The sequence below is a fragment of the Vibrio sp. RM-41-2B genome (assembly GCF_024744415.1).
Taxonomy (GTDB): Bacteria; Pseudomonadota; Gammaproteobacteria; order Enterobacterales; family Vibrionaceae; genus Vibrio; species Vibrio diabolicus.
The window spans coordinates 269,534-285,069 of record NZ_JAMQWD010000005.1 but is presented as its reverse complement, the minus strand read 5'-3'; the positions used below and the strand labels follow the sequence as shown (position 1 = coordinate 285,069).

General features: G+C 43.8%; 14 protein-coding genes and 1 pseudogene. 4 read left to right on the top strand and 11 right to left on the bottom strand.

Features of this window, described 5'->3' with window-relative positions:
* Window positions 1-731 precede the first annotated feature (731 nt).
* Window positions 732-1,589, bottom strand: coding sequence for a glutathione-dependent disulfide-bond oxidoreductase (gene yghU / locus NB463_RS04730; protein WP_258431934.1), 858 nt, complete (start codon window positions 1,587-1,589; stop codon window positions 732-734).
* 254 nt (window positions 1,590-1,843) lie between these two features.
* Between yghU and NB463_RS23910 the strand changes: the two are divergent.
* Window positions 1,844-1,963: pseudogene (locus NB463_RS23910) on the top strand (dihydrofolate reductase family protein); the annotation flags it as partial.
* A gap of 64 nt (window positions 1,964-2,027) precedes the next feature.
* Here NB463_RS23910 and NB463_RS04725 read toward each other — a convergent pair.
* The 3 genes from NB463_RS04725 to NB463_RS04715 all read right to left on the bottom strand — a co-directional run bounded on the left by NB463_RS04725 (window position 2,028) and on the right by NB463_RS04715 (window position 6,042).
* Window positions 2,028-3,482 carry a sucrose-6-phosphate hydrolase gene (locus NB463_RS04725; protein WP_258431933.1) on the bottom strand — a complete coding sequence of 485 codons (1,455 nt, stop codon included), beginning with the start codon at window positions 3,480-3,482 and terminating at the stop codon, window positions 2,028-2,030.
* 31 nt (window positions 3,483-3,513) lie between these two features.
* Window positions 3,514-4,437, bottom strand: a complete 924-nt coding sequence (locus NB463_RS04720) for an aminoimidazole riboside kinase (RefSeq protein WP_053807577.1) — start codon at window positions 4,435-4,437, stop codon at window positions 3,514-3,516.
* A 165-nt stretch (window positions 4,438-4,602) separates the two neighbouring features.
* On the bottom strand, window positions 4,603-6,042 hold the full coding sequence (locus NB463_RS04715; protein WP_005450218.1) for a sucrose-specific PTS transporter subunit IIBC: 1,440 nt from the start codon (window positions 6,040-6,042) through the stop codon (window positions 4,603-4,605).
* Between the two features lie 235 nt (window positions 6,043-6,277).
* Here NB463_RS04715 and NB463_RS04710 point away from each other — a divergent pair, with 235 nt between their 5' ends.
* Entirely contained in the window at window positions 6,278-7,264 is a 987-nt protein-coding gene (locus tag NB463_RS04710; protein ID WP_053809414.1) for a LacI family DNA-binding transcriptional regulator, read from the top strand.
* Window positions 7,265-7,327: 63 nt separating this feature from the next.
* Here NB463_RS04710 and NB463_RS04705 read toward each other — a convergent pair whose 3' ends face one another.
* Window positions 7,328-8,701 carry a carbohydrate porin gene (locus NB463_RS04705; protein WP_257082178.1) on the bottom strand — a complete coding sequence of 458 codons (1,374 nt, stop codon included), beginning with the start codon at window positions 8,699-8,701 and terminating at the stop codon, window positions 7,328-7,330.
* Between the two features lie 584 nt (window positions 8,702-9,285).
* On the bottom strand, window positions 9,286-9,426 hold the full coding sequence (locus tag NB463_RS04695; RefSeq protein ID WP_181869518.1) for a hypothetical protein: 141 nt from the start codon (window positions 9,424-9,426) through the stop codon (window positions 9,286-9,288).
* 208 nt (window positions 9,427-9,634) lie between these two features.
* Here NB463_RS04695 and NB463_RS04690 point away from each other — a divergent pair, with 208 nt between their 5' ends.
* Window positions 9,635-9,979 (top strand): hypothetical protein, encoded by a 345-nt coding sequence (locus NB463_RS04690; RefSeq protein ID WP_053809279.1) that lies wholly within the window; start codon window positions 9,635-9,637, stop codon window positions 9,977-9,979.
* 109 nt (window positions 9,980-10,088) lie between these two features.
* On the opposite strand, the gene NB463_RS04685 is transcribed toward NB463_RS04690, so the two are convergent.
* The 5 genes from NB463_RS04685 to NB463_RS04665 form a co-directional block, all read right to left on the bottom strand.
* Window positions 10,089-10,433: a hypothetical protein gene (locus tag NB463_RS04685; RefSeq protein WP_053809278.1), complete on the bottom strand. Its 345-nt coding sequence runs from the start codon at window positions 10,431-10,433 to the stop codon at window positions 10,089-10,091.
* A gap of 324 nt (window positions 10,434-10,757) precedes the next feature.
* A complete protein-coding gene (locus NB463_RS04680; RefSeq protein WP_053809277.1) occupies window positions 10,758-11,477 on the bottom strand; it encodes a beta-ketoacyl-ACP reductase in 720 nt (239 codons plus the stop codon).
* 300 nt (window positions 11,478-11,777) lie between these two features.
* Window positions 11,778-12,572 carry a metal ABC transporter permease gene (locus tag NB463_RS04675; protein WP_053809276.1) on the bottom strand — a complete coding sequence of 265 codons (795 nt, stop codon included), beginning with the start codon at window positions 12,570-12,572 and terminating at the stop codon, window positions 11,778-11,780.
* A gap of 3 nt (window positions 12,573-12,575) precedes the next feature.
* Entirely contained in the window at window positions 12,576-13,502 is a 927-nt protein-coding gene (locus NB463_RS04670; RefSeq protein WP_258431929.1) for a metal ABC transporter solute-binding protein, Zn/Mn family, read from the bottom strand.
* Window positions 13,492-14,634 (bottom strand): hypothetical protein, encoded by a 1,143-nt coding sequence (locus NB463_RS04665; protein ID WP_258431928.1) that lies wholly within the window; start codon window positions 14,632-14,634, stop codon window positions 13,492-13,494. The genes NB463_RS04670 and NB463_RS04665 overlap by 11 nt, the downstream gene beginning before the upstream one ends.
* 207 nt (window positions 14,635-14,841) lie before the next feature.
* On the opposite strand from NB463_RS04665, the gene NB463_RS04660 reads away from it, so the two are divergent.
* Window positions 14,842-15,513 carry a cupin domain-containing protein gene (locus tag NB463_RS04660; protein ID WP_258431927.1) on the top strand — a complete coding sequence of 224 codons (672 nt, stop codon included), beginning with the start codon at window positions 14,842-14,844 and terminating at the stop codon, window positions 15,511-15,513.
* Window positions 15,514-15,536 lie beyond the last annotated feature (23 nt).

Below are 15,536 nucleotides of genomic sequence, written 5' to 3'. Positions count from 1 at the left end.
ATATTATCTATTACTAAACAGGAGAAAAGTATAATTTCCCTTTCTTAAAACTAAGGGAGGCTTTTTTCGATGCCTTTGAGTTTGTATCGTCATCAGTAAACTGAGTGTAACAATGAGGGATAAGGCATCCGGCTTTAGCGCGAAAAGATAAGCCACTGTTATTTAAGTTCACTCTCTGCTTTTTTATCACTAAAGACTTTAAATTTCGGTTACCTTCAGTTTGTATAGCAATTCTTTCACGTACCCCAACCCAGTACGACTCAAACGACGACATTATACATATCCTCTTTCATGGTATAAGCAGTTGTAATTAAACATTGCTCAAAGCTAGATGTAGAATTCAGTAAATTATTTAAATTTTATTTATCTATAAATTTTGATTTAAATAGATTAACCCGCACATTCCACACAAAATAAAAGGTTATGTCAAAGATTAATTATCATTAAGTTTATTTATATTAGATATAAAATTAAGTTATAAATTTAAGGTTATCTAAAGTATAAATTTTTAGAATGTCATCAGCTAATAGTTAATAGAAATACAGAGGGCTTGTTGAATATGAAAACGACAAATAGAAGCAAAGAACCATCTATAGATTGAATAATCTTCAACGGGGTTACAATTCAAATAAAAGTAGCGCATCTAGTAAGATGCGCTATGGATTTGATCAGTTTTGGAGTATGAGTTCGGATGAAAACAAACTTACTTGAAGTGACTGAGCCAAGTTTGCTTATGGTTTAAGCTTCAATACCTTATCAATATCTTCTGCGCTGTGACGTTCAGGTAACTGCTCCCACTCTTCTCCCCATGAGCGATTCACAATACGACCACGCTGGACAGCTTCTCGCTCATCAATCGCTTTCGCCCAACGCACAACGTTTTTATAGCTTTCTACGTCTAAGAATTCAGCCGCATCGTAAGCACGACCCAGTACAAGGTTGCCGTACCATGGCCATGTTGCGATATCAGCGATACTGTACTCATCGCCACCTAGGAATTCATTGTTTGCGAGGCGCTTGTCTAATACATCTAACTGACGTTTTGCTTCCATTGTAAAACGGTTGATTGGGTACTCGAACTTCTCTGGTGCGTACGCGTAGAAGTGACCAAAACCACCGCCTAGGTATGGCGCAGAACCTTGCAGCCAGAATAACCAGTTCATTACCTCAGCACGCTTAGCGCCTTCTTTTGGTAAGAAATGATCAAACTTCTCTGCTAGATAAAACAAGATGTTGCCAGATTCAAACACGTTCACTGGCTCAGAACCCGAACGGTCAACCAATGCCGGAATTTTAGAGTTTGGGTTAACAGCTACAAAGCCAGAACCAAACTGGTCGCCGTCACCAATCTTGATCAGGTATGCATCATATTCTGCTTCTTTTACGCCTGCCGCCAGAAGCTCTTCAAACATGATCGTTACTTTCTGGCCGTTTGGAGTCCCCATGGAATAAAGTTGGAATGGGTGTTCCCCAATAGGCAATTCTTGCTCATGACGAGCGCCTGAGTCCGGGCGGTTAATGCTCGCCCACTGGCCACCGTTTTCGTTATCGTTTGTCCAAACTTTTGGTGGAATGTATTCGTTAGCCATTGTTATCCCTTATTGTGTTTGAATGCATTATCAAACTGGCAAACTCAGTGCGCCAGCAAGCATGATGAAGTAACCCACCGCATTCGATAAATGGGCATACCCAAGATATTAGGCCGGAATCTTCAAATAAAAGCCCTGACCTTTCACTTAATTAGAACCTTTGGTTATGGGATTTTCTTTCACGCTATAAGGAAAAACGTTGTGTTAATGTGAGTTAGGTTCGAGATGCTAACAATAATGAGTAAGCCCAACTCGGCGGCGAACCTCTATTTGGGGATTTAGAACAACCGCTAAACTTTAGAATTACCAAGAGCGAAGTGGTGTTAGACACCTTAGTTCAAACAACTTACGTGCGTGATAGGCAGTTAAGTTAGATAGTTAGAAAGAAAAACGCCCTTCACTAAATCAATGAAGGGCGTTTTAATGTATTCGAAACCGTTACTTAGCTGATTCAAACAAACCAGTGATGCCTTTCAAAGGGAAAAGCCTTGCTTGCTCCAACCCTTTCAACGTTACCTTATTGAGGTCATCAATAAAGAAACGACTGGTCATCGTGTGTTTGCCACCATTAATAAAAATCTCGATGACAGAGTTGTCGATATATATATCAATCGTCTGCTTAGCGTCCAATCTTGGTGCTTTTCGAATGCCACCAAATTCTTCTGCGTACAAATGAGACATGTGACGACGGTCCAGCATAAACTCGTGCTCTGTCGCACTAAAGACGATGTTGTCACCTTTGAGGTTACTCAGCTCAAGTTCAAAGCCATCGCCCACAAGGTCTAATTGGATCAAACAACTGGTGCTTTCCAGTGTATGGGATTGTGCAAAGACCACCTCTTCTTTTCTCAAACTCTTCAGCTCAGGGAGTGGAGTTTGAACAAGAAAACCATCTTTCAACGTTAGTTCTCTAGGAAGAGACAACATTCCTGCCCACTGGTGTGTGACCGATGGCGTGTCGATTTCTGGCAACCCTATCCATGCAATAAGAATGCGACGCCCACTCTCATCTAAATAGGTTTGTGGGGCGTAGAAATCAAACCCATAATCTGGCTGTAAAATATCTTGGTGGTTTTCTAAAGTCATCGACTCTAGGTTCAACTGATCACCCACGATATACGCGACAGAATAGATGTTTTTGAAATCATAAGGATTACTACTGCTCACGCCCTGTGGCGAAAACAACATCACCGACTGACCATTAATCTCAAAGAAATCAGGACACTCCCACATGTACCCAAGGTCAGAAAACTTGGTCTTGATAGGACCTTTATGCTGCCACGTTTTCAAATCTTTGCTTTGATAGAGCGCCATTGAGCCATGCTCGGTTTTGGTTTGAGCACCCACCACCATCAAATAGTCGTCGCCTTTCTTCCAAACTTTTGGGTCACGAAAGTGCTCCGTGTAATGTTCGTTCTCAATGACTACACCGTGCTTTTCAATGCTGCCGTCTGAATCCATGGTGGCAAAACACTGTGTTGGGATTCGATTCCAGTTTTGGTCACGCTTGTTGCCAGTAAAAAATAGCAAAACCTGGTTGTTTTCCACCAAAGCGCCGCCCGAATAGACACCATGTGAATCGTAGTCTTGGTCAGGATGAAGACCCACGCCATGATCAGTAAAATGGATGAAGTCTTTAGTAGAAAGGTGATACCAATACTTCATTCCATGGACTGGTCCCACAGGCGTCCACTGGTAAAAGATGTGGTGCTCACCATTGAAATAGCACAGCCCATTTGGGTCATTTAACAGCCCAAATTTAGGGGCGATATGAAAACTAGGAAAGCCTTTATCTTGCTGACGTGAAAGTGTCATTTCTTCGATATCACACTGAGGGATTTGCTCAAGTCGGCGATATCTTTGCTCTACAGTCCAACGGTTGTTTAAGCTCATAATTTTTCTCAACTGAAATTGGATCTGAAGATCATTGCCCAATAAATCGCAGCAATTCTGTCTGGGTCGGAAGCGCGGTCATTGCGCCTTTTTGCGTCGTCGCTAATGCACCACAGCCATTTGCCCATTGAATCGCAGAGCTAACAACAGGATGATTTTTCCAATCGGCATGCCGAGACAGACATGCAAGTAGCCCTCCGACAAAAGCATCACCCGCACCTGTGGTATCAATCGGACTAACGACTTGACCAGTGATCAGCTCACTCTGGCTTTCAAAGACGCGCCAAACGCCTTTCGCACCTTGTGTCACCAAGACCAAAGCAATATTCAAAGCGGCTATTTGTTGTAAACCCTGTGCTATCGAAGTTGAGTCAGTTAAGAACAAAAGCTCTTCTTCAGAGAACTTAACCACGTCAGCCATCGCTACAGCCTTCATCACGACAGCTTGGATTTCTGATTGATCTTGCCACACTTCATCACGCAAGTTAGGGTCAAAGCTAATGAAACCACCAGCGGCTTTTGCTCTTTTGATCGCCTCAAATGTGCTGCTTCGACTTGGCTCATTTGCCAGTGAAATCGAGCAAACATGTAGCCAGTCACCTTGCTTAAAGTTTGGGATGTCTTCAACAGACATAAACTGATCAGCGCTCGGTTTTACCATAAACGTAAAGCTGCGCTCACCTTGATCGTCTAAATCCACCACCACTGTTGATGTTCTTTGCTCAGGATCTTTAACGAGAAACTCCGTGCACACGCCCTCTTGATCCAGCGTCGATTGCATGAAGCGACCAAATGAGTCATCCCCCACACGTCCAAAAAACGCACTCTTACCAGATAGACGAGCAATTGCTACGGCGACATTCGCTGGTGCACCACCGGGACATTTGAGTAAAGAAGTCTCAGATTCCGGTATTAGATCGACAACAGCATCACCAGTTACCCACACTTGATTCATCTTGCTTACCTTAAAATTAAAGCCCTGATAGTCCAACGTGTTGAACACCTTCACTACCAAGTAAAAATTGAAAAAGGCTAGCCAAGCCATTAGTGCTTGGCTAGCACCCCAAACATTTAGGAAAAGAAGTGGATTTTGGGGGACTCCACCCTTAAGGAGTTCAGATTAAGCCGTTGCTTTTTTACCGACTTTAGCGCGGTCACGCATACCAAGAACAATGGTGAGAACAAATGCGGTCAAGAACGCGATCACCATACCCGCGATGTAGTAACCAATCTTATCCGGCGTGATGGAAATGATGCCTGGAAGACCAGCTGCCCCTAATGCCTGAGCTTTCACATTAAACATTGTGATGAACGCACTTGATAACGCCGCAGCGCAAACTGCCGCAATAAATGGGTAACGTAGTTTTAAGTTAACACCAAACATGGCTGGTTCTGTAATACCCAGCAAACCCGTGACACCCGATGGAATCGCAATACCTTTCATCTTCTTATCTTTACTCATCACGCCCACCGCCAACGCTGCAGCACCTTGAGAAACGTTAGACATCGCCGCAATAGGAAAGATAAAGGTGCCGCCTGTTGTCGCAATATCCGCAAGAAGTTGCGTTTCAATCGCAATGAAACTGTGATGCATACCGGTAATAACAAACGGAGCATAGATAAGACCAAATACCGCACCACCAACAAAGCCAGCTGTGTTGTATAGCCAGTTCAGACCATCACCCAATAGGAAACCGATATCACGCGTGAATGGACCGACGACAGTAAACGTCAATAAACCCGTGATGAAAATCGCAAGTAGCGGCGTTAAAAGGTTATCTAAAACAGAAGGAATAACCTTGCGCAGACCCAACTCAACCTTCGCAAGAATGAATGCCGATACCAAAACCGGTAACACTGAACCTTGGTAGCCCACTTTTTGAATTTCAAAGCCAAGAATATTCCAAACCGGAATGTTGCCAGATACCGCAGCCCCCCCGAAGCCCCACCCGTTAAGTAATTCTGGGTGGACCATCAACATACCTAACGCCGCCCCTAAATATGGGTTACCGCCAAACTTCTTACTGGCTGAAAATGCCAGCAGAATAGGCAGGTAAACAAACGGAGCGTTCGCAAACGTGTTGATCATGTTCGCCAAGTCTGTCAGTCCTGGGTTGGCATCAATCAAAGATTTGCCATCAATAAACAAGCCTTGAGCAGTCAATAGGTTATAGATACCCATCAACAAACCGCCAGCGACGATTGCTGGAATGATTGGGACGAAAATATCAGACAGCCCTTTCACCGCGCGCTGAACGATGTTTTGTTTCTCTGCGCCAGCAGACGCAACGTCGTTGGTGGACATTTCACTCATCCCCGTCAACTTCGCCATTTCTGCATAAACTTGGTTTACGATGCCTGATCCAAAAATGATTTGGTACTGACCCGCAACTTTGAACTGCCCTTTTACCCCTTCAAGGCTATCAATCGCTTGTTCATCTATTTTTTGCTCATCTGCAACGGCAAGGCGTAAGCGTGTCGCACAATGCGCAAGTGCGGTGATGTTGCTTTTACCACCTAATAGAGTTAACAACTCTTTTGCTACTGCCGGATAATTCATTTCATACCCCATTGGATTATTATCTGAGCTTGCGAAATTTTCGGGAACGTTTGCAAAACAGATTTTTGCTCAATAAAACCAAATGATCAAAGATAAAGCAGAAAGAATGTGAGAATGATCGTCAAATTCTCTCCCTAAGAGCAGTATAGGAGGTTAGAATCGCTACTTATCAAAGAGCTTTTCATCTTCTCTTTGCAAACAATCCCAAAAACGAAAAACAGAATGGATAGGAATAATGGCGAGTCTGCATGATGTCGCCCGTCTGGCTGGCGTATCAAAATCAACAGTGTCACGGGTTATAAACGATGAGTATGGCGTAAAAGAAGCGACAAAACAGAAGGTCCGCCAAGCAGTAGCGGAGTGTGGCTATGTGCCGAACCAAGTCGCTAAAGATCTAAAATCTCAAAAGACCAATCTGGTTGGTGTCATCGTTCCTCGGGTTTCCTCTCATGCCACATCCCAAGGTGTCGATGGATTAACCGATGTCCTTGAAAAAGCTGGGAAACATGTCTTACTTGCTAGCACTCACCAAGCCCACGAAAAAGAACTAGAATATATTCAGATCTTTAACCAAAAACGGGTTGAAGGGATCATTCTTTACGCCACCCACCTCGATTCCAAGCTGGTCAAAGCAATTCAAAACTCAGCGGTCCCAGTTGTGCTCGTCGGTCAAGATGGTTCCATGTTTAATATTCCAAGCATCATTCATGATGACGCACGAGTAGGGTTTGAAGCGGGAAATAGACTGGTTGCAAAAGGTTGCCAAACCATGGGCTTTATTGGCGTACAAGGTGACGATATCGCGGTAGATAAGCAACGCTCTGAAGGATTTGTTCAAGCGCTGCAACACCATGGTTTTGAGCTCGCCTTCCATGCTCGTGGTGACTTTACCATCGACTCTGGCTATTCATTGGCAAAACAACACTTAACAGAGAACCGTAATCTAGATGGCTTGTTCTGTGCGACAGACCGTATTGCTATCGGTGCGATGAGAGCGATTCAAGAGCTCGGGTTAACACCGGGTAAAGACGTTTTAGTGCTAGGAGTTGGTGATGATGAGCTCGCATCAGTGTGCACCCCAACCTTATCAACATTTAACTATGCATTTGATAAAGCAGGTGAAAATGGTGCGAAACTGTTGCTAGATAGAATTGCCAACAGAAGTTTTGAAATGAGTAAGATGGTGCTAACCTTCAAAACAATTGAGCGTCAGTCCTGTTAATGAAAAAGCGCCAACTGAAATCAGTTAGCGCTTTTCTTATTACTCTTTGTCGGTTAGAGCCCTTTAGAACCAAGTTTCCATTTGCAGTGCAAACAGAACTTCACCACCATCACCCATCGTTGCAACGCCCGCATCCTGGCTAATCGAGTAGCCATTCAAGTCTTCGCTCCAATCAACGTAGCTAACAGCAAAACGTAGCTCCGGACGGTCAAAGAAACCTGCTGCGGTAGACATCTTAAGCGTTGGTGCAATTGTCGCTTTGTAAAAACTGCCACTTGCTTTATCAATCGCATTGTCTAGGTCCATGTATTGGTATGAGCCTTCATAAACCATCTCAAAGTTTTGCGTAAACTCTTGCGCTAAGCGGATGTTGAACGATGCCCACGTGAATTCATCATTTTTAGCAAAGCGATCTTGGCTGTGTTCTGCTAGCAACGCAGGTGCTACACGCCAGTTGTCGCCGATGCGTGTTACACCATAACTGAACAAACGTACGGCTTTTGCGTCTTCTAGCAAATCACCGTTTGAACCAATGCCTTTAAGTTCCGCACCCAGTCCATCACCCATCAAAATACCAGTTTTAGAGAAGCCTTCACTCATGCCAAAGAAGGTATCGCCATGGTAGGCAAACATCGCATGTAAACCTTTGTCCGCTGCACCTTCTACGCGATCATTGTTATCAGCAGACGTCATGCCGCTCAGCATCAATTGCCAATTACCAAAGCGGTTGTTCATTGTCGCGATATAGTTTTCAACATCCGTTGACGAGCTATCAATCTCACCAAAATCACGACCATAGATCGAGAAGTTTGCTTTCCACGAATCGCTCATTTGGACGTCATACACGCCAGCACCAGTACCAGATAAGAAAACGATATCCGAGTCAAAGAAGTGAATGTCAAAGTTATCACGGTCAAATCGTTTACCTGCCCAAAAAGTTGCGTCAGCAAACGCACTTGATTCAGAGAACATGCTCAACTTGTTTAGCTCAGCATATACCTGACGAACGTTTAATTGACTCTCGCTCGCCGTCCATTCGTTATTGGTTTCCGTACTATCTGCCAACATGATTCGGAACAAAGCGCTGGAGCCATCATCTGCAAAGCGTTTGTGAATAAGGTTTGCTTCCACATAATGATCATCCTCAACCCCTAATCGTCCAATTGGAGCGCCAATAGCACCAGCTGCCGTCATGTAAGGACCAGTACCCACTGCACCATTCAGATCATCATTAATGAGCAGCCCGGAACGAGCGTAGCCATGAAACTCAAAGCTTGAGGCTTTCTCATTTGCTTCTGTGGATACTTTTTCTGTCTGTTCAAGTCTCTGTTCTAATTCATTAATTCGCTTTTCAAGAGCGTCAACATCTGTTGTTGCGAATGCAGGTGCAGTAACCAGCCCAAGCGCTACTGCCATCGTCAAAGTGTGTAGTTTCATTTCCATAGTCTCACGTAAATTTATACTTAGGTTATTTGCAAACGTTCCCAATAAAAATTGCAAACTTATGGTGACTTTAAATGTCCATCTAAAGCCTGAATTTCAGAGCGCTCAGATACAGAGCGTCTCTACCACTTTTGTCAATGGGGCGATAATATATAAAATTTTCGGGAACGTTACCGCAAGGAAGCGAATTTGTTACTTCTATCACGTTCAATTGTGTTACTTACATAAAAATCATTAACCAGCGCACAGTTAAATTATTCGTTCTAGCGGAATTAGTTTGAAGATATCAGGTTGTGAATGGGAATTTGATGTTCGCGTGAGGGAATGATAATCACTCACTTCCCCAATCTACTTGGTGACGACGCACCTCTAGAAGATCAGCGGCTAAGCTTGAAAGTGACTAAGAGCGAAGCGGATCTCGATACCTTGGTTCAAACGACATAAAAGGCTTTTAACGCCCTGTTGAGGTGATCAACGCAATACTGATGCTGCCGCATAACACCTCAACCACTAAAACCAATGTATAGTGAAAATGCCACGCGTTGCAAATCACTCTAAATGCTTTGTTATGTGCTAATTTAATGCAGCCACTTGTTATTTAGTACCTTATAACTTGAACTAATTAGTAGCATTGTTGGTGGCATTGTGCTGTCTGTAGGTACAGGAAAAATCACATCGTATACCGCAACTTCTACTGGCTCCATTTGGTTTGCCTTCATGTAATCTTCAGCAGCCCCGTCTTCAACCTCTTTACGATCGTTAGAGTCAAACGCCCTAACGTGAAGAAACTTCTCTTACTCTACTAAGGCCTTTGAAACATCTTTCTTTATTGAATACTCCAACAAGACTGCCGTTTCAATCAATTTTTCTCTCTAAAACAACGTGTTAAAATAGCTGATTATACAACGCATTAATTATGGGGATGAAATGAAAATATTTGTTATTCTGGGTTTAATTGCAGTAGCGTTCTACTTTTACACCAGTGGCGATGAAGACAAAATTAATAATCTTAGATCTGTAGAGTTCAGCGCCAAAAATAGGATTCTGACGATAGCAATAGATGATGATAGAGACTTGCAAACAAAAATCAGAGTGGACGATAAAATAGAAGAAGCAGTGCTCCTTAATCAGGTGATAGATAAAGGCAAGTCAATCTACGCCGACGGTAACTATCTTTACCAAGGCCGATGCCAACACGTTCAATTAGAATGGCAAAAAGGTGAGTTGTTCTTACCGAAATACTACAAGGTACTTTTGAATGAAACCTGTTAAAAAAGTTAGTGTTAACACACCCACTTTTTCCTAGTTTGTTAACCAAAGATATATGCTGTTGTCAGAGGGCTTTGATATGACTGATTTGCTAGGTAAGTTAGCGTAGGATTCAGAACATCATTTGGTTCTCAATTTCTTGCATGGCAATAGCGCGGCCAACTTCGAGAATCCATCGAATCATGCTCGTTGGACCACCGCCAACTGCGTACTCTAGACTAGCGTTAAAAAACGCTTCTAGAAGGCTCAAAGCTTCGAATACCTTAAGAGCACCCTCATACATGTGATAGTAAGTATAAGCTACTTCATCGGTAAATCTAAAGCCTGAAGGCGGTCTAAATATAGTACAGTTGTTGCCATAAATATTACGATTCCCGATCTTACGGAATAGCTCCATAAGGCGCAAAAACTCTGCATCTGCCTCTTCACCTGAAACTGAGCTCTTAGCTTTCACCATCTCTACTTTTCAGCAAAGCTAATACTAATACCAATCACATCATCGTATTTCAGATAGGTCATTTTTAACGGTTTTAAAAACTTCTTCGAGCATTTTTATTCCTTATTTTTGTGGGTTAAGTTGTTCTAGAAAGTTAAAACCAATTACGTCGAGACTTGTAACAAGCACTGTCTGCATATACAGTAATTTTATAAAGAAAGTTGCGATAAAACGAGCTAAATTGGAATGGGGCAAAAACGCGCCAGCAGCGCAATTAACGTTACCCAACAAAACGCCCTTCACATAAGTAAAGGGCGTTTGTTATTTGATGTTTTGATTAGCGAGTTATAACACCAACCCACCATCAATCTTGAGCACTTGTCCGGTTATAAACGCACTTTTATCAGACGCTAGAAACGCAACGCCATTCGCAATGTCTTGCGCCGAGCCCATGCGTCCCAGAGGCGTTTTACTTTCCATCATTTGAATGACTTTTTCAGGCAAGCTCTTTGTCATGTCGGTAGCGATAAAACCTGGAGCAACACAGTTGACTCGGATTTGAGCGCCTTTTCTTGCTAACTCTTTCGCCCAGCCTTTGCTCATCGCTATCACGCCACCTTTACTCGCGCCATAATTACTTTGACCAATATTGCCATCCGTTCCCACGATAGACGAAATACTGACAATACTGCCTGCGCCTTGCTCTAGCATGACAGGTGCAACGCGCTGGGTGAGTAAAAACACCGCTTTTAGGTTCACGTCGATAACGCTGTCCCAGTCTTGCTCTAACATGTCTGGCAGCAGTGCATCTCTCGTTATCCCGGCGTTGTTGACCAGAACATCAATGCGTTGATGTTTCGCGACGATGCGGTCGACCACTTCACTTACCGCTGCGGCCTCACAGAGATTCACTTGATAACTTGAAAGGTTTGGCGACTGACTCCACTCCACAGGCGAGATATCTAGTCCCACGACGTGGAATCCATCTTCGAGTAATTGATCGCAAATGGCCTGCCCTATACCGCGAGCAGCTCCTGTAACGACGGCGACTTTTTCGTCTTTCATCTTGGTCTTCCTTAAATGTTGAGAGTACAAATTCGCTTGTATCCCTAGCGTTTTTTGTTTTTATGCCTAGTCGCGCTACAGCTGCGCTTCTCATACGCAGGGTCTTTTATATCTTATAAAAACTATAGAAACAGTCTGGGAGTCGGATGTGAACTAATCAAGGCAACTTGATGACTATGGCAAGCTCAACTTAAGAAAGTGTGTTGGAAGGAGCAAAGTTACACGATTGGAGGACTTGGATAGAAAAGTATTGATCTGATGACTCAAATACTACTTCATCAGACCAATATTACTTGTCTCTTAATCTCTTACAAAAGCTGGTTTTGTTATTTTCACCAGAAAAGGTTGAAGCAAAAGATTAAACAACATTCCAGTAATAAACAGGGTGATCACAATACTCGCACCACTTGGTAAGTCGTAGCGAGCCGATGCGGCAATACCCGATAAAATCCCAACAATACCGATGCTGATACTGGCGACAAAGAATCGAGTTCCCTTCAATGCTGCCGCACATAAAGCTGGAATAACCAACAAAGCAAATTCTAAATAAATGCCGGTTAACTTGACCGTAATGGGCATCAGGATAGCAAAGATCAGATAAAAACCACTACCACACATAAACGCAGGTTTTAACCAAACCAATAGCAACATCGCAGCGGTAATGAGTGCCAAAGGCCAAACGTCTGCCCAAGTCGCCCATAACAGTTGCCCATTAAGAATGCCTTGAATAAAGTCTCCGCCGTGTGGGTCTTTGCTCACCAGCAGGATCGCCAGCGATGCAGACACCACAAACAAGCTGCCAATCATGGGCTCTAAATGTTGCTGGTATCGTTTCTCCATTAAGGCAATCAAACCGCAAAGCATCAAAGACATAACCCAAGGGCCAATCATTTCACCAAAGAATGAGCCTGAGAACAGCGCGTATTGGCTCAACCAGTAGTGGCTTAGTGCTGCCCCCAATGCCGCAACTTGCGCCACCGCCAAATCTATAAAGATGATCTGACGATTAAGAACTTGTTGCCCCAGAACGATGTTGCCAACTAACGCAATTAAGCCACACAAAACCGCAGGTAAAAGCCATGCATAATCTGCCATGACTTAGATCTTCACTGGAACGGGTGGCACTAACACATCCAGTAAATCATCAATGACCTGATCGTACATCTCATCCAAGCTTTCACCCTCAGAAACGGTCAATGGCAGTTGAATCACAGGTTTGTCAGTATGCTCCTGCAACCAGTTCGCTGGACGCTGATCCTGATGAGAGGAGTAAACAATCGCATCAAAACTGTCGGCATCTAACTTGGTAAGTGATTGCAGGTGAGATGTGGTCGGTGAAATGCCCGGTTTAGGTTCGAGATCGGCAATCTGCTTCATTCCGAGCCAATCGTACAAATAACGATACATCGCGTGATAACCGACAACTTGCTTACCCTTTAAAGCCGCACCTTTCTCATTCCATTCATTGAGCTTTTTTTGCCACTGCGCGCGAAACTTCATACCATTAACTTGGTAACTTTGCGCGTTGTCGGGATCAATCGCTTTTAAGCGCTCCGTTACTTTGCGAGATAATGGAATCATGTCATTTGCCGCAAATTGAACATGTGGGTTTCCGTGCGCATGGATATCCCCCATGCTGCGGTCAACATGCTCATGAGGGTCCAACATACGCACGAAATCGGTCGCATAAATCATGCTTTGAGCACCATTTTGAACAGCACTATTGCCACTTCTATTTTGAAGCATCGGCAACCAACCTACCTCCAACTCAGCGCCAGAGCACATCGCCATGTCAGCTTGGCGCATCTTGGCAATTAAAGACGGACGAGCTTGAACATAATGCGGATCTTGCTTAGCCGTGGTTGCTGAGTAAATGGTGGCGTTTGGGGCATGACTTTCAAGAAAAGCTTTCCATTCAGGCTCACAAACGAAAATGTTGAGAGCCAAAGCAGGCGAAGAGATGATGGCAGATCCCGCCGCCATCATCACTAAACTGCATTTACTTATCGCAAGTTTAGAACGCATGTGCACCGTGCGCTCCAAATGTCATCACGTATTGCAGAGTAAACACATTGTCTGTTTCGCTGTCTTGGTTATCAATGCGAGTGTATTGCGCACGGATCGTACCGAAATGAGAAGAATCCCATGCGATCATCGCATCCATCTCTTTATCATTCAGTGCTGTGAAATGCATATGATCGCCGTGTGCGTGGCCATCATAGCTTTCTGCTTCGCCGTAGCGTAGGCCTGCAGACCAACTTGGGTTGAAGCGGTAAACGCCCGAAACATAGTATGCGCTTAGGTTGTCTGGTGACTCTGCATCGTTCTTGTATTTGCTGTCTACTACACCGTCTAACAACATGTATTCCGCAGATAGCGTGAAGTTGCTGTACTTGTAGTTACCATCTGGTGCCCACTTCCACACAAAATCTGCGCCGTATAGGTTCGCACCCGTTACAGCCGCAGCGTGGCTGTGGTCATGTTCTTCTTCGTGACCATGACCATGGTCGTGATCTTCGAATTCTTTAATTTTGCCATTTTCGTTACGCAGGTAGCTTAAACCAAACTGCCAACTTGAAGATTCAGAGAAATCATTACCAAGCTTCATCGTTGTCGTGTAAACACCAACTTTAGAGCCATCTTCAACAGAAGACATCTTGTTGCCGCTTAATGCTTCTACACCAAACTTCACGTAAAGATCGGTTGGCAGAACGATGTTTGCGCGTACACCGTCATCATAGTAATGCGAACCAAGGAAAGTACGATAAGCAATTGGGCGTTCAACGAAACTGTCAGTGTGCATGTGTTGATTGTTGAGGTAACCGAAGTCAGATAGGAATCGGCCCGCGCGCACGTTTACACCGTATGGCAATGCCAAAGTTTCGATGAATGCTTCTTCAAGCTCTAATTCTGTCTCTTCGCCATGACTTTCAAGAACAGCGGTCAACGCACCGTGAAACTTGTCGTCAATATTTGATGATAAGTTCAATTCCGTATGGCCTAGACCAAAGCCTTCTTCGCGCTCAGAATTATGACGTTGACCATCTTGGTAGTAGCCATCAACAACAACACCAATCTGTGGGTTCGATAATGTATCGGCAAAAACAGGGGACGCCAAAATGCTACCGATCGCGAGAGAAACCAATTTCTTATTCACTACTTCTTTCCTTTTGTTATGTTATAACATTTAATTTTGAGATGTTATAATATAACAATTATCATTACACAAGCAGAAATTTAACTCGGTTCCGACTGCTAGCTCGTATTCAATCCCTGATTTTGACTATCCACAAGTGAATCAATTGATGTTTTTTATACGTATACTATTGAGAGTCAATCATTAGATAAGTAACGGAATTTCAGTATGTTGAATATGGATTTCTCGAAAAGAATCGTGATAGAAACGGGTGGACAGAAGTGGATCGCCAGCCCTTCCAAAGGCGTGTGGCGTAAACCTTTGGAAAGAGAAGCCAAAGAATCAGGACACACCACCAGCGTAGTGAAGTATGAGCCAAACTCGCACTTTTCGACTCATCCTCATCCTCACGGAGAAGAAATATTAGTGCTCGAAGGAGTGTTCTCTGACGAACATGGTAACTACCCTGCTGGAACCTACTTGCGTAACCCTCCTGGAAGTCAACATGCGCCCTATAGCAAAGAAGGCTGTGTGATTTTAGTTAAACTAAATCAATTCAATTCTGATGATCTTGAAACAGTTCGCATCAACACGAACGAAGCGAATTGGTTACCTGGCATTGGTGGGCTGAAAGTCATGCCATTGCATGATTTTGAGCATGAACATGTCGCATTGGTTAAATGGCCGAAAGACGAGAAGTTTCAACCACACCGTCACTTTGGTGGTGAAGAAATTTTTGTGTTATCGGGGGAATTTAAGGACGAGCTAGGAACCTATCCTCCCTACTCTTGGATACGCAGTCCGCATATGAGTGAGCACTTTCCTTTTGTAGAGCAAGAAACGATCATTTGGGTAAAGACAGGCCACCTGCCACTCCAAGCTCCTGCTCAGCAATCCTAATGTTGGAATACTTGGCATCATCC

What these genes read in the sequence shown, in the direction of transcription:
- yghU (WP_258431934.1), bottom strand. Translation starts at nt 1,589, where the DNA reads ATGGCTAACGAATACATTCCACCAAAAGTTTGGACAAACGATAACGAA.
- NB463_RS04725 (WP_258431933.1), bottom strand. Translation starts at nt 3,482, where the DNA reads ATGAGCTTAAACAACCGTTGGACTGTAGAGCAAAGATATCGCCGACTT.
- NB463_RS04720 (WP_053807577.1), bottom strand. Translation starts at nt 4,437, where the DNA reads ATGAATCAAGTGTGGGTAACTGGTGATGCTGTTGTCGATCTAATACCG.
- NB463_RS04715 (WP_005450218.1), bottom strand. Translation starts at nt 6,042, where the DNA reads ATGAATTATCCGGCAGTAGCAAAAGAGTTGTTAACTCTATTAGGTGGT.
- NB463_RS04710 (WP_053809414.1), top strand. Translation starts at nt 6,278, where the DNA reads ATGGCGAGTCTGCATGATGTCGCCCGTCTGGCTGGCGTATCAAAATCA.
- NB463_RS04705 (WP_257082178.1), bottom strand. Translation starts at nt 8,701, where the DNA reads ATGAAACTACACACTTTGACGATGGCAGTAGCGCTTGGGCTGGTTACT.
- NB463_RS04695 (WP_181869518.1), bottom strand. Translation starts at nt 9,426, where the DNA reads ATGAAGGCAAACCAAATGGAGCCAGTAGAAGTTGCGGTATACGATGTG.
- NB463_RS04690 (WP_053809279.1), top strand. Translation starts at nt 9,635, where the DNA reads ATGAAAATATTTGTTATTCTGGGTTTAATTGCAGTAGCGTTCTACTTT.
- NB463_RS04685 (WP_053809278.1), bottom strand. Translation starts at nt 10,433, where the DNA reads ATGGTGAAAGCTAAGAGCTCAGTTTCAGGTGAAGAGGCAGATGCAGAG.
- NB463_RS04680 (WP_053809277.1), bottom strand. Translation starts at nt 11,477, where the DNA reads ATGAAAGACGAAAAAGTCGCCGTCGTTACAGGAGCTGCTCGCGGTATA.
- NB463_RS04675 (WP_053809276.1), bottom strand. Translation starts at nt 12,572, where the DNA reads ATGGCAGATTATGCATGGCTTTTACCTGCGGTTTTGTGTGGCTTAATT.
- NB463_RS04670 (WP_258431929.1), bottom strand. Translation starts at nt 13,502, where the DNA reads ATGCGTTCTAAACTTGCGATAAGTAAATGCAGTTTAGTGATGATGGCG.
- NB463_RS04660 (WP_258431927.1), top strand. Translation starts at nt 14,842, where the DNA reads ATGTTGAATATGGATTTCTCGAAAAGAATCGTGATAGAAACGGGTGGA.